Here is a 13,902-nt window from a genome sequence, read left to right on the forward strand (position 1 = left end):
ATCACTTGGCGGCGAAGATCCGCTTGACTTCGTCGATGCTCGTTAACCCGCGGGCCACAGTCAGCACCGCCTCGGCTTGCAAGTTCTGATGCCCTTCTTCTTTGGCGATGGCACGCAGTTTGTTCAAATCGCGAGTCTTCAGCAGGGCGTCGCGAAACTTGTCACTGGGGCGGAGCAATTCAAAGATGGCGATGCGGCCAAAATAGCCCCTGCCCTGACACTGCGGACAGGGCGGGATGGGAGCCGGTCGCCCCTTCTCATCCACTTGTTGTTCAATCGGCGGTGGCACGTACGGCTGAAACAACAAGGAAACGCGTCCAGGCGGAATCCCCAGCCGCTGCAATAGCGCCGGAGGTGGCGGAAAGCCCTGCTTGCACTGTTCGCACAAGCGCCGCACCAGCCGTTGATTGGTCACACCCATCAAGATCGGCACCAATTCCTTCGCCGCTTGCGGATACTGCGTGACCAGCCGCAGAGCCGCTTCGACGGCGTCATTTGCGACCAATCGCGTGTAGGCGTGCTTGTCATTCTTACTGGCTTGGACGCAAATTTTCTCCAGCGTTTCGTCGTCAGGAATCTGCGGCAACAAAAAGACATCGGGTTCTTTGAGCAGCATCCGGCGGAGCAACTCCGCGGCGTTGGGCCCCTCGGTTTCGTCATAGAAATTAGGATTGACGTTGATCGTCTCCGGCTCCGGGTCGTGGAGCGGTTCGAGCGATTGAAAGTCACGCACGAATTTATCGGCCGCGTCGATGGTGATCTGCCAAGTCGTCGACAGTCCCAATCCCTTGGGAGCACTGACCGCGATAAAGCCTCCGCTGTCGTTCAACATTTCCCTGAACGACTCGATCATTTTGTCCCGCATCCCCAAGGCGGCCAAGTTCTCGAAAGGCAGTTTCTCTTGCTCGAGCCGCAGCAGCACCCGTTCGCCGGTCGCCACACCTTGGCTTTGAAAAGCGACGTTCCACTTATCTCGGCCAGTCTTTAGCTTGAGCTTACCCGCTTGCGCCGAGCGCCGATCTTGCGGATTGAGACTGGCCAGCATCTTCAGCGACACCAACATCGCATCGCCAGCATCCCGGGGCAGCGGTGGCATCTGCTCCCACAGTCCGTCGACTTGATAGCGAATCGCCACGCCCTGTTGGGTAAAATCAAACAGAATCTGCCCCGCCCGGTTGGCCAACGCGTGTGCCACTTGCCCACCAGCGACGGGCAGGCCTGGCGTTTGACGCGCTTGAATCAATACCGATTGCTGTTCCGTCTTATCGGCAATTGCCGGACTTAATTCGACCGGCGGGAACAATTGCCAGGGCTGCAGTTCTTCGACGGGGGTCTGCTTATTTTTCTTAACCATTGCGTTGGGATAAGCCTAAGGGTGCGTTGAGAGATGTCTGAAGGAAACGTGGAAAAGTAGGAGTGGCACCACCGCGGGTGGCTTAGATGATACCCGGTGATTTCACATCAATCCCCTTCAGAGCCATCTTCAGCGCATCTTTATTCGGCGCCACAGCAAAGGCCGTGGGCCGATCAATTAATTCGTCATCGATCAATTTCTTCAGGCTCATCGTAAAATCTTGCATGCCATCTTCCGCCCCGATACGAATCGCGTCGGGCAATTTTTGATCGTGCCCCTCGAGGACCAGTTTGCGGATCATCGGTGAGAAGGTCATCACCTCGCAAGTCGGCACGCGGGAAACGCCCGGCTTAATGCTCCGCAATAATTTCTGAGCAACGATGCCTTTCATGTTAAAGGCAATCGCGCTGCGAATCGCGCCGTGCATTTCTTCCGGGAACAAGTCCAAAATCCGCCCGATCGTCGTCGCAGCACTCGAGGCGTGGATAGTACCGAACACCAAGTGTCCCGTCTCGGCGGCGTGAATCGCCGTCATAAAGGTTTCCTCATCCCGCATTTCACCAACCAAAATGATGTCGGGATCTTCCCGCACGGCGTGCTTCATGCCAATGCCAAAGTCCTTCACGTCCTGGCCTATCTCGCGTTGGTTAATCAAACATTTGTCTTCGGTAAAGACGAACTCGATGGGGTCTTCAAGTGTCAAAATGTGCTTCCGATAAATGCTGTTTACATAATTCAGCATGGAAGCAATCGTGGTCGATTTTCCCGAACCGGTAACCCCCGCCAACAACACCATGCCTTGGTCAAAGTGACACAGCGACTCGATTACCGGTGGCAAAAACAAACCGCGAAAGTCGGGAATCTTGTTGTTAATCCGGCGAGCCACCAAACCGACTCGTCCCAACTGCTTGAGCATGTTGACGCGAAATCGCCAAGAGATACCGTCGATTTCGCAGATGTAAGCAAAGTCAGCACCGCCATCCTCCTCGAAAATCCGCCGGTTGCGGTCGTCCAACATCGGCACCAACAAACGCACCATCTCTTCGTTATCGATGGGAGGACGATTCAACGCTCGCAATTCGCCCCCCACTCGCACCATCGGCGGTTGGCCGACTTTGAGGTGCAAGTCAGAACCTTCCAGTTTGACTAAGGCGCGAAAAATCTTGTCCACTTCGAGGTCGCGACGTTCGACCAACAGACTGGCTCGCAAACGATCAGCAGTTGCGTCACCACTGTCTGTTCCGCTGGTGGGAGCTGAAGCCGATCCGTTGCGTTTGGTGGATGATGACATGCGGGCTCTCTATATCAATCGCGAATGTTGCGGAAAAGTGTCGAAAAGTCGTCGCCGTTACGAAGCAGTTGGCGTCGGCGTTAGCCGTACCGGGATCCCGGCGTCGGCCAAGGCCTGCTTCGTTTCAGCTATTGTATATTGCCCGAAGTGAAAAATGCTTGCCGCCAGCACGGCATCGGCCTTACCAGCCAGAATTGCCGCGATCATGTGTTCTGGACCACCCGCCCCCCCACTGGCGACAACTGGTATCGAAACGGCCTCGGATACAGCTCGCGTGACTGGCAAGTCGTAGCCGTCACACGTGCCATCTGCATCCATGCTAGTCAGAACGATTTCCCCCGCACCCAAACTTTCCACTTCTTGGGCCCAAGCAACCGCCTCGAGCCCCGTCGGTTTGCGGCCTCCATTGACAAAAACCTCCCAAACCTCACGACCGTCACGTTGCACTCGCTTGGGGTCGATGTTGACCACGATGCACTGCGAGCCAAACCGCTCGGCCGCGCGGCGAATAAACTGAGGATCGCGGACCGCGGCCGAATTGATGGAAACTTTATCGCTGCCAGCTTGCAGCAGAGCCCGCACATCTTCAATGTCGCGCACTCCCCCCCCCACGGTCAACGGCATGAAGACTTGCTCTGCCGTCCGCCGCACCACATCGATGATGATCTCCCGCTCTTCATGCGAAGCACAGATATCGAGGAAGACCAATTCGTCGGCCCCCTCCGCTTCATATCGCCGGGCGACCTCGACCGGATCGCCAGCGTCACGCAAATTGACGAAATTGGTCCCTTTAACCACGCGTCCTCGATCGACATCCAGGCAGGGAATCACACGTTTGGCAAGCATGGGGCGACAGTAGACAAAAGTGAGTGTCAGAAAGTGAGTGGAAAAAGCCGCCCAAATCGACGACTTCATCAGTTGCGTGGCAACGACTAGAGCCAGACCAGCAGCGAATTGAACTACTTCGCCTGAACAAGTGGCTCGACCTGCTTGCTCTCCAGCGAGACGCGGAAAATCTGTTTGGCGTGCGGGTCGGCAATGAACAACTGGCCTTCGTGCAACGCCAAGCCGACGGGGTTTTGCAACGGTTCGCCCGCCAGCCAACTCTCAACCGCTCCGCTGGGATCGACGCGCCAAATGGTTTTCGCATAGCCATCACTGACCAACGCCGAGCCGTCCGGCAAAACGACAACGTTGTGGGGAAATTCAAACTTACGTTCTCCCACAACCACCTCAGGAGGCTGATCCGCTTTCAGTTTCACCAACGGGGTAGCGGTCGGAGTGACAGCCCACAATTGGCCACTTGGACCGATGTGCAAACCACGCGCGTTGGTCTTGGCGTACAGCTCCGGTTGTCCGCCACTGGCAGCGACGCGATAAACGAAACGGCTCTCCAAGTCGGCGATGAACAAGTTGCCTTCGGCATCCAGAGCGAGGCTGTTGGGCACGCCGAGAAAGCCCGCCGTCAAGGGCTGCGGGTCGCCGCTGCCGTCGGCCGCCAAGACGTAAATTTCGCGAGTGGCGGTATCGCCAATGAAAATCCTGCCATCTGGCTGCACGGCCACGCAGCGGGGCCGATTCAGCGGCTGGCGAAAACGGGTCGCTCCCCGCACGATCAGTTCGGGAACGCCCCCGGCGGCCGGCAGTCGCCAAACGCCCGGCAGATCTAGGTCGACGACGACCAAACTCCCGTCGGGCGCGATCGCCAAACTGATTGGGTACTGCATTTCGGCAGCTTCAGCCACTTGAGCCGGTTCTTGGGAGAAGGCAGTCATTGGCTGCAGCGACAGGCCGCAGGCCAAGCAAAGGAATTTCAAACAGCCGATTCGCATGCCCATTTGCCCCAAACTTCCCATTTCACGCTCGCCGGTTTGAAAAAAGGTTCCGATCATGCCGCCTGTATCGATTGCGCAAGATTTTCTCATGTTACCGATTATACCGGCCGAAAAAGAACGGTAGATGTGCCCACGTTTTTGCACATGCCGCCCCTCCCCGTTTCAGCGGTTCGACTCGGATATGGACATTCATACAAAACATCAGAAGACCAGCGTGCTCCGTAGGATTTCCTACTTTGGTATCCTCACCGCCTTGGCGCTGACCGGGCTTCCCCAGTCGGCAAACGGGCAAACAGCCGACTCGGCCTCCCGACGTCAGACGACCGAAGACCGGCGGATTGAAACCAGCCACGCTCGCCCGGTGCAACGCAAGACATTTCGCGTCGCGAGCACCCAGCATACAAACAATCACGACTCCGTGGGCGCCGTAAACCGCTCCAATGGTAAGTCGAAACGCAAGTCCTTGCTAGCGCAAGCGGCTCACAACGAAGTAATTATGGAAGCACCACCCGAAATGGTCCACGGATCGCCGATAATTGAGGCGGCTTGCGGATTCGAGCCCGGTTGCGGGGCCGAGTTTGGCTGTGGTCTCGAGTCGGGATGCACATCATGCTGCCAAGGCGCCGGTCTGTGCAGCGGCTGCAACGCCTGTGCTGGCCCGATCGGTTGTGACAGCGGGCCGCTGTTCGGCGGCGGCTGTGCTGGTGGCTGCGATGGTGGGTGTGACAGCCTGTGTGGCCCTGGCTTCCAACAGGTACAGTTTTCTCCCTTGATCCTGCCAATGCTGCGGATTAACTGGAGCCAGTTTGAATTCTTTGCCGGCGTAAACGCCTTTTCCGGTCCGCCGAGCTTTGCCGGGCCGGGCGCACCGGCGGTGGGCGGGGTGGCGGAAAACCGCGACGGAACAGCCAGTTTTGGTTTGCAGCAGGGCTTTAATTTCGCCCGTCCGATGCATCTGTTTGGGAATGCGGTCTCCATGCAGTTTGGGTTGCGGGCCACGCAAACCAACGCCTCGGGGGCTGAGTTTACCCACGACAACCGGCGACAAGTATTCTTGACTGGAGGATTGTTTCGCCGCGTCGATTATGGTTTGCAAGGTGGCGTCGTAGTCGATTACCTGCACGACGATTGGTATTACGAGGTGGACGTGCTGCAATTGCGAGGTCAGCTAAGCTGGATGATGGACCCCTGCAATGAGTTCGGTTACGGGTTCATGACCGCCTTGCAAGATGATGTCTCCGATGGAGTTATTCGCTTTCCAGGCACCCCGGCGGGTCTCGTCCAGATTGCTTTCGAGCCGCTCGACCAACACCGATTTTTCTACCGCCGGCACTTCAGCCAAGGCGGGATGTTTGACATGTTTGCGGGCTTCACCAACGACGAAGATGGGTTGTTGGGGATGAGCCTAGAGCTACCGATCATTGATGGTTTGAGCATGCGAAGCGGATTCACGTACTTAAACCCAGATTTTTCCGGTGGTCAGATCGACAATCAAGAAGAGACTTGGAATATCGGCATGGGCTTTGTCTGGTATCCCTGCGGTACGGGAGCTCGCTCCAAATACGATCGTCCGATGTTCTCGGTAGCTGACAACGGCTCGTTCCTGATTGACCGACAGTAGGCTTTCGCGGCTCCTCTGGCACTGGCCAGAACGGTACAATGCGTACGGCTACCGCGGAACGCCCCTGTGCGTTCCGCGGTGCTTTCGTTTTATCACGGTCAGCCACAGATCGCGCGTGCGATGACCTCGTCAGAACTTTCGCGGTACTATTGGGTGTTTGAGATGCTAGCCAGTTTGTCATCAAAACCGCAGTTCTTCCCCCCAGCTATCTCGCCTAGAATCGCTCTGCACCTCCTTGCCGCGACGCTGTTGCTCGTCTGCTTGAACGGCTGCAATGACGCCAGGCGAACTGTCGCCGAAGCGAAGCTCGACAGCACCCCGGTGCTCATTCAATTGAACTGGTTTCCCGAATCGGAACATGGTGGCGTCTACTCCGCCAAAGCCGCCGGGCTGTATCGAGATCTTGGCCTGGACGTGACCATTCGCCCCGGTGGCCAGGGGACGCGGATCGCTCCCGAATTGGCGGCCGGGCGTGTCCAGTTTGCCTTTGCCAACGCCGATGATGTCGTCTTGTTTCGCCAAGAAGGTGTCGACGCGGTGGCCGTCTTGGCTGCCATGCAAAACCACCCTCGCTGCATTTTGGTGCGGTCCGATTCGGGCGTGAACTCCTTCGCCGATTTGCCCGGCATGATTTTGCAACGCCAAGCGGGCCGCCCCTTCCTGGCTTTCCTGGAGAGCAAAGGATTACTCGAAGGGGTCCAACAAGTCCCCTACGCCGGTTCGGTGGCGGCCTTGGTCAGCGACCCCAAAACGGCGATTCAAGCCTACTCGTTTGCCGAACCACTGCTGGCTCAACAACAGGGTGTCGAAGTTCGCACCTTGATGGTTTCCGAATTGGGCTGGAATCCCTACAGCAGCGTGTTGGTGACAACCGGTCAAATGATCCGCGAACAACCCGAACTGGTCCGCACCGTGGTGCGTGCCAGTCAGCTCGGTTGGCAACAATACCTGACCGATCCCGCCAAGGGGAATGAAGCGATTCTGGCCGCCAACGAACATGGCATGACGGCCGAAACGCTGGAGTTCGGCGCCGAAGGGCTGACCAAACTGGCCCTACCCGAAGGCTTTACCGTCGAACAAGTCGGGACGATGCAACAAAGTCGCTGGGACGAATTGGTCCAGCAAATGACGGAGCTCAAACTGGTCGACTCCGCCAAAGTCAAAGCGGCCGATTGCTTTACCAACGAATTCCTGCAAGAGGCAAACTAAGCAGCTCCACATAAGTCACTAAACACAGCGGAATCAGCCTTAGCGGGCTAGCGTCGCTACTTGGTCCGTTATTTGTCGTCGGCCGCTTTCTCGTCGGCCACTTGCTCGCCGTACAACACGACTTGGTTGAGGTGCAGCGTGGCTCGACGCTCCATGCCGATCTTGACCATCAACACTGGTGGACCGGCGGGCAGCGAAACGTCGTATTCGGCCTGAGGTTTCTCAGCGGTCCAGACTTTGGTCCAGGCGTTTCCGTCGCTCGATACCCACATCGTCAACCCGTCGGCTCGCGAACGAAACTGGGGGTTGACCCGGTTTTGAATCCAAATGTGCCGCAATTGGCTCGGTGCGGCCAAGCGAATTTTAATTGCCGGCGGTTCGGTGGTGCTTTCGCTGGAATGAAAAGCAAAATCTCGGTTCCCCGGAGCGACGGCCGACAGCAGGTAAGCAGCTTGGCCATTCCATTGCTCGGGATAATCATCGCCAATCTGCAACTTGGCATCTCGCGAGATCTCCTCCCAGCCTTCGCGGGTTCGCAGCTCGCCGACTTCGGGCCGCGCCGTGTCGATCCAATCACCGGCCAAAAACCGAATTAAGTCCAAGAATTCGATGGGAGCGATCGTGTCGGTCAAGCCTTCCGGCATGGAGCTGGCGCGCATCTCTTTGCGAACTTCAATGGCAACCTTCTCCACCTCTTCGACTTTGCCATTGGCAATCCCCAGCGAGATCGTCTCTTCATCTTCTTTCAACACGAATCCGGTCAAGCTGCGTCCATCATCGGTAATCACGGCGATCGTCTCGTAGCCCTTAGATATCTTTTCATTCGGCCAGACGATCGACTCGACTAATTCGTGCCGCGTCATACGTTTGGAAATGTCGGTCAGGTTCGGCCCGAATGCTTTGCCCAAATCGCCGACTTGGTGACAAGCCGCGCAGACTCGGTTGAAGACATCGCGACCGCGATCGGCGTTGCCACCGCGTGCAGCGACCAATTCGTCAAGTGCTTGTTGCCGCTGCGGTTGCGGAAGATCGACGTTGGTGACCGCGCGGAGCGGTTTATAAACGGCCTTGCCCGGCCCCGATGAATACTTGTAATCGAGGTAAGCCTGTTTGACGGCATCCGGTGCGGCAGCCAGGAATGTGCCAGCCTGCTCGGCTTGCTGCAACGCTGGTTCCAACGCTTGCAAGGTGTGCTCAAAGGTGTAATCAATCCAGTAATCGGTCGGCTGCAGCTTGGCCAACAAAGCAATTTCAGCCGCTTTGACGGAGTTCAAGAAACTGAGCCCTCGCAGTGCTTCCACCCGCACCCGCGGATGGGGATCCTCGATCGCAGCGGTCAGCCAATCAAGGGCCCGTGGTTGACGATCATATTCGTTGGACACCGCATGGATGGTCGCGGCGCGAGCCCGATATTCATCGCTGGCCAACAGTCGGTCCACCAACTCCGGATCCAACTGCCGGAAACTCTCTTGAACCCAGAGAGCTTCACAGAGGTGACGCGGATCCTGCACACCATCAATCCACTTTTCCACCGCCGCCAGCACCGCGTCGGCATCGCGACTGGTCAATTCACGCCGCGCCCGGTAGCGAGTCCGCGGCTCGTAAGCCAACAATTGATCTAATAGTTCGACAAGCGGTTGCTCGAACTGAATTCGCGGCGTCAACAGGTCACGATGCTTATACACCAAGCGATAAATGCGGCCATGCTCCTGATCCCGATTTGGATCCCTCTGCGAATATTGCATGTGGCCAATCAGCGCATTACACCAATCACCAAACCAGAGCGCACCGTCAGGGCCAATTTTGGGATCCACAGGACGGAAGAACATATCGGTACTGGAGAGCAAGTCTTCAATCCGTTCTCCAGTTAACCCCGCGCCATCCTCCTCATCACGGATGGTAAAGCGAGGAAAGCCATGCATATTGATCACGCACCCGTAGACAAAATGATCGTGAATCTCTTCGGGAAAATGTCGCGATGTGAGAAAGTCATTCCCCACCGCCGGGCGCATCCCTTCATTGTTAAAGATGGTTCGCAGGGTCTTGCGGGAATTGACATCGGCCCCCGAGAGGGGACTGGCCCAGTGGTGATTGGCGCCGGTGCCGTCACCAATGATCCCGTTGCCCCATTGGTCGAAGACCAAACACCAGGGATTGCCATAGGCGGGCGTGCGAAAATGTCGCATCCGCAGGGTCAACGGATCCCACACGTAAGAGCCCGAGGGGCCAGCCACGCGAAATGGACCATAGGGAGTTTCCAGAGTGGTCGACATGGCGATTCCCTCCAGCATGTGCAACAAACCACCATGAGAAAATTCCCAGGCGCCCATTGCGTGGTGGGTGTCATCGGTGCCGATACCATCGAGCACTTGCGTTACTTCGTCGGCAACATCATCGCCGTCGGTATCTTTCAAGAACAGAATCCGGGGCTCATCGACGACCAACACACCGCCGTTATAAAACTCGAAACCTGTGGGGCAAACCAATTTATCATAAAAGGTTTTACACACATCCGCTTTGCCATCTTGGTTGGTATCTTCAAAGATCAACAACCGATCGGTGGGTTTCGCAGTCCCCGGCAACCACTGGGGATAAGTCACCATACAGGAGACCCACAGGCGGCCCCTGTTATCAAAAGCAATTTGAGTCGGGTTAGCCAGCTCGGGAAAGTCCTTTTCCGAGGCGAACGCTTGCACCTCAAAGCCTTCGGGAACCGTCATTTGAGCGATCGATTCAGCCGGCGTCGGATATTCCAACGTTTCGGGCTCGCGGCCACGACGAAACCCTTCGCCACGCGTGCCAAACATGGTCTCGGGAATAAACACTTCACCGGTTTGCGAATCATCCGGTTCGCTGGCTACTTCGCGACCCGCCGCAAGATCCCAAACATATTGATCTCGCACGCTGACCATGTTACGAATTTTGCGATATTCGCGGGGAAATGTCTCCGTATCCCAAGTTCGCCGCCCACCGTAAACATACCAACCATTGAGCATGCGATAATCTTGCAAATGCAGCCAGGATTTGTCATTCACGGCGGCGCGGAGACGCTCAAATTGCGGATCTTCAAAATCGATTGACTGCTCAACGCCCAACAACTGGTCGGCCAATTGCTGGCTCAAGAAACGATCCCCCGCTTCGTTGAGGTTAAAACCGTTGATGGTGTATTGCAGACCAGGTTCGGCCGCAAAGGCTTGCAACGACGGCTCGAACACGTCGACGTAGTGATAGCCGAGTTGTTCGGCGAGTTGACGGATAACCCCGGCGTAGACGCGCAGCCGCCGGTTCTCTTCCTCACCGCTGGGCTGCAGCGGATTGCCCGAAGCCTCAAAAGCGATCGGGCTGACCAAAATGAAACCTGGTTGCCGGTTGCCGTTCTTTTTGAACTCTGTTTTCTTCTTTTCAATCCACTGCTGATAGTTGTTCTTGAATCCCTCCAATTGCGCAGCGCCGGTGCCGGCAAATGATTCGTTAAATCCAAAAAAGCAAATGAACAAATCGGGAGCGAAGACTTTCAGAGGGTCGTCGATCGCGGTGTAATTGCCGGGCCGCTGTTGAATGCCGACTTCGTCAGCAGGCCAACCAAAGTTACGAAAGACAATTTCTTGCTCGGCCAGTTGGCGATGCAGAATCGTCTCAAAGTTACCGAACAGGTTCATTCGCTCGGCTAACGAGTTACCCACCAAGGCGATTCGTTGGTGTTGGCGAAATTCGAGCGGTTCATCGTCCGCGGCGACCGTCGAATAATTTGCGAGCAGGAGTGTGACGGCTAACAAAGTCAGCAGGAACCCTGGCGGTTTTGGCATGATTGATTCCACGCACATTGCAATGTTAACAGGTGGGAAATGAAAGCTCGGAGCGGGAGCGGATGAAGAAAGCCCCCTCCGCAGGCGGGACCTGCAATTATAACTGACCGCCAGAACAACTTCAAAGCACCACCAATGGGCGAACTGGCGGCCAGATCTGGAGATTCCTCACCTGCGGCTGCTCCCTCGCTGCGGCAGCCGGAAACTGCGTCGTTTTAACGATTGAAGACCGTGTTGCGGACTTCTTCATCCAGCGTGGCTCTCTCCGACATGGCTCGTTGGAAAGCCGCTTTGTCGAGCGAATAGAGCACCAAGTCGGTGGTCGCGTCGACGTGCGCGTTGCGGGGATTGCCGGTGATTAGAGCCGCTTCGCCGAAGAACTCTCCCGGACCGAGAGTCGCTAACGCTTCCGTTTTGCCATCGACGTGCACTTTGACTTGCCCGTCCCGGATCAAATAAAACCGGTCTCCCACGTCGCCTTGGCGGATCACTCGCGTGCCGGCGGGGAACGCCTCCGCCAACATCACCTCAGCCACGTCGGTGAGCGTGCGGATCGTGACGCCGTCGAAGACGGAGCAGCGTGAGAGCATCTCGCCAATCCGCGCCGCCTCGCTCAGCCGCGTGTCGCGAACAATCCGCCCGAGATCGACTTTGACGATCCGGTCGGCGGCGTGCGAGATTCGATCATCGTGGGTGACGATCACCACGGCGACCTTGGATTCGCGAGCTAATTTCTGGAACAATCCGACTACCTGTTGGCCCGATTCCGCATCCAGAGCGGCCGTCGGTTCATCCGCCAGCACCACGCGCGGGTGATGCACGAGACCGCGAGCCACGGCCACACGCTGCTTCTGCCCCCCCGAAAGACCCTTAGGTTTATAGTGAATGCGTTCCCCCATGCCGACTGCGCGAAGCATTTCCTCACAGCGATGATTTTGTTCGTTCCGCGTGCTCCCATCGCGTTGCAGTTCCAGAGCCATGCGGACATTTTCCTGGGCGGTCAGTGAGCCGAACAGGTTGTGGGCTTGAAAAATAAAGCCAATTTGACGACGTAATGCGACCAATTGCCCGGGATCCGCTGTCTCCAATGGCTCACCCAGCAGCTTCAACGCACCATGCTGAACACGACGCAACGTCCCCATCAACGTCAGCAAGGTTGTCTTTCCCGAACCACTCGAACCACGAATGATCACAATCTCGCCTGGACGTACAAGCAAATCATTGTCAAATAAGACCTGCTTGCGGGCTTCCCCCTCGCCATAGAAGTGGGAAACCTTGGCCACCTCCAAAGCAAACTCCTTGCGGTGGCCTTCCGGGTCATAGTGCGTGGCGAGCATCTGAGCGTATTGGCCAAAGCAGGTGGAACAGAAATGGATGATTGAAACCCGAACGAGCGCGTGCTGGGTTTCCCTTGCAAATTGTAACCCGATACAATTCCTTTTATGAATACCAGGTCAACCCCACGATTTTCGCAGCCCGGTCCCGGCTTTCCGCCCGTTCGCCGACCAGCCAGTTGCCCACGACCTGTGCGGCCACGAACTGTGCGCCCACGACTTGGCACCTCGCCCGGCGGCTTCACGGGCGATCCGGGCGGACGCGCGATCGCCCGACGGTTAACTTGGGCGATTGGGCTCATTGGCATCATCGGCTTGACTGGTTTCACTGGCTGTCGCCCGCAACCTGGCAGTCCGCTGGAACCGGCCGGTTTGACCCAGTCTCAAGCCGATTTGCAAGCCAGTTTTGAACAGATCGTGTTTGCCCAGGGGCAACTCGTCCCCTCGGGCGGCGTGATTCCGATCGTGGTTGCACCGGGGGATCGCATCGAACGGATTGATGTCGAGGAGGGACAGCTGGTCGAGAAGGGACAGCCGGTGGGGTTATTGGCGGGGAGAGCTCTCCGCGAATCGGAGCTGGAGGTGGCTAAGATTGAACTCGCCGAAGGAATCGCCAAACTCGACGCTCAATTAGCCGCCACCGAAGCGGAATTGGCTGTTGCCAGCGTGGGCGTGCGAACTAAAGAATTGCAGCTGCGAGAGACCGAAGCCGCCTTGGCTCGCGCCCAAGCTCCCGGCGGGGAACTGGAATTGCTAAAGGAAAAGGCTGCGATCGCGGCCGATAAACTAACGCAAATGCGGCGAGCGGCTGCCGAACCCGATTCCCGCAGGCTGGTTGGACAGACCGCCGTCCGGCAACAGGAACTGGTCGCTCAAGCTGCCGAGGCAGAACTTGAATCGGCTCGCTTGGAGGCGGAAGCGGCGGTGCAAGCTGCTCGTTTGCTGCTGGAGGTTGCCGAGAAAGAGACGAAAGCCGCCCAGCTCAACATCGATGCGGCCAAGCAGGCGACTCCCGTTAAATCGCTAAAGCGAAAAGTTGAATTGTTGGAACAGCAACTGGAAGCGACTTCCCTGGTCAGCCCGATTGCCGGCACCGTGTTGGCAATCGATATGGATCCGGGTGAACCGACCAGCGGCCGGCCGATTATGCGGATCGCCGATCTCGACAACATGGTCTGTTTGGCCGAGGTCCCGCTGGCTTTGTTGTCCAGCATCGAAGTCGGTTCTCTGGCATCGATCAGCGGGGGAGGTTTGGGAGACAGCACGCTAAAGGGCAAAGTCGAATCGATCAGCCGGGTGGCCGGCTCGCCGCGTCTGCCCAGTCCCGATCCCCGGCAGCTGGTTGATTATCGTGCTGCCGTCGTGGTGATCGAGGTCGATGCGGCGGATGTTCGCCAGGCGGCTCAATTGGTCAATTCCCAAGTCGACGTCGCAATTCGCGTGAAAGAGTAG

At 57.1% G+C, this 13,902-nt stretch carries 9 protein-coding genes; 3 read left to right on the forward strand and 6 right to left on the reverse strand.

The genetic code is table 11. The features are described 5' to 3' along the window. Position 1 precedes the first annotated feature (1 nt). The 4 genes from SH139x_RS21565 to SH139x_RS21580 all read right to left on the reverse strand — a co-directional run bounded on the left by SH139x_RS21565 (position 2) and on the right by SH139x_RS21580 (position 4,537). A complete protein-coding gene (locus tag SH139x_RS21565; protein WP_488351829.1) occupies positions 2-1,354 on the reverse strand; it encodes an ATPase, T2SS/T4P/T4SS family in 1,353 nt (450 codons plus the stop codon). Between the two features lie 82 nt (positions 1,355-1,436). Beyond that, positions 1,437-2,645: a type IV pilus twitching motility protein PilT gene (locus tag SH139x_RS21570; RefSeq protein ID WP_488351830.1), complete on the reverse strand. Its 1,209-nt coding sequence runs from the start codon at positions 2,643-2,645 to the stop codon at positions 1,437-1,439. Positions 2,646-2,702: 57 nt separating this feature from the next. Next, positions 2,703-3,491: an imidazole glycerol phosphate synthase subunit HisF gene (hisF, locus tag SH139x_RS21575; protein ID WP_488351831.1), complete on the reverse strand. Its 789-nt coding sequence runs from the start codon at positions 3,489-3,491 to the stop codon at positions 2,703-2,705. Positions 3,492-3,604: 113 nt separating this feature from the next. Continuing rightward, on the reverse strand, positions 3,605-4,537 hold the full coding sequence (locus SH139x_RS21580; protein WP_488351832.1) for a Vgb family protein: 933 nt from the start codon (positions 4,535-4,537) through the stop codon (positions 3,605-3,607). Between the two features lie 124 nt (positions 4,538-4,661). Between SH139x_RS21580 and SH139x_RS21585 the strand changes: the two genes are divergently transcribed. Next, a complete protein-coding gene (locus tag SH139x_RS21585; protein WP_488351833.1) occupies positions 4,662-6,101 on the forward strand; it encodes a DUF6666 family protein in 1,440 nt (479 codons plus the stop codon). 120 nt (positions 6,102-6,221) lie between these two features. Beyond that, the gene (locus tag SH139x_RS21590; RefSeq protein ID WP_488351834.1) at positions 6,222-7,310 is read left to right on the forward strand and encodes an ABC transporter substrate-binding protein; all 1,089 of its coding nucleotides are present in this window, start codon (positions 6,222-6,224) and stop codon (positions 7,308-7,310) included. Positions 7,311-7,378: 68 nt separating this feature from the next. Here the strand turns inward: SH139x_RS21590 and SH139x_RS21595 are convergent, their stop codons facing one another. Both SH139x_RS21595 and SH139x_RS21600 read right to left on the reverse strand, forming a co-directional pair. Next, a complete protein-coding gene (locus SH139x_RS21595; RefSeq protein ID WP_488351835.1) occupies positions 7,379-11,116 on the reverse strand; it encodes a DUF7133 domain-containing protein in 3,738 nt (1,245 codons plus the stop codon). Between the two features lie 215 nt (positions 11,117-11,331). After that, positions 11,332-12,453, reverse strand: coding sequence for an ATP-binding cassette domain-containing protein (locus tag SH139x_RS21600; RefSeq protein WP_488351836.1), 1,122 nt, complete (start codon positions 12,451-12,453; stop codon positions 11,332-11,334). A 204-nt stretch (positions 12,454-12,657) separates the two neighbouring features. Between SH139x_RS21600 and SH139x_RS21605 the strand changes: the two genes are divergently transcribed. Continuing rightward, positions 12,658-13,902 (forward strand): hypothetical protein, encoded by a 1,245-nt coding sequence (locus SH139x_RS21605; RefSeq protein ID WP_488351837.1) that lies wholly within the window; start codon positions 12,658-12,660, stop codon positions 13,900-13,902.

The organism is Kothea flammea, from assembly GCF_052161645.1.
In the GTDB taxonomy this organism is placed as follows: domain Bacteria; phylum Planctomycetota; class Planctomycetia; order Pirellulales; family Pirellulaceae; genus Laterigemmans.

Excerpts from the sequence above, each read along its gene's own strand:
- SH139x_RS21565 (WP_488351829.1), bottom strand. The coding sequence starts at position 1,354 with ATGGTTAAGAAAAATAAGCAGACCCCCGTCGAAGAACTGCAGCCCTGG.
- SH139x_RS21570 (WP_488351830.1), bottom strand. The coding sequence starts at position 2,645 with ATGTCATCATCCACCAAACGCAACGGATCGGCTTCAGCTCCCACCAGC.
- hisF (WP_488351831.1), bottom strand. The coding sequence starts at position 3,491 with ATGCTTGCCAAACGTGTGATTCCCTGCCTGGATGTCGATCGAGGACGC.
- SH139x_RS21580 (WP_488351832.1), bottom strand. The coding sequence starts at position 4,537 with ATGATCGGAACCTTTTTTCAAACCGGCGAGCGTGAAATGGGAAGTTTG.
- SH139x_RS21585 (WP_488351833.1), top strand. The coding sequence starts at position 4,662 with ATGGACATTCATACAAAACATCAGAAGACCAGCGTGCTCCGTAGGATT.
- SH139x_RS21590 (WP_488351834.1), top strand. The coding sequence starts at position 6,222 with ATGACCTCGTCAGAACTTTCGCGGTACTATTGGGTGTTTGAGATGCTA.
- SH139x_RS21595 (WP_488351835.1), bottom strand. The coding sequence starts at position 11,116 with ATGCCAAAACCGCCAGGGTTCCTGCTGACTTTGTTAGCCGTCACACTC.
- SH139x_RS21600 (WP_488351836.1), bottom strand. The coding sequence starts at position 12,453 with ATGCTCGCCACGCACTATGACCCGGAAGGCCACCGCAAGGAGTTTGCT.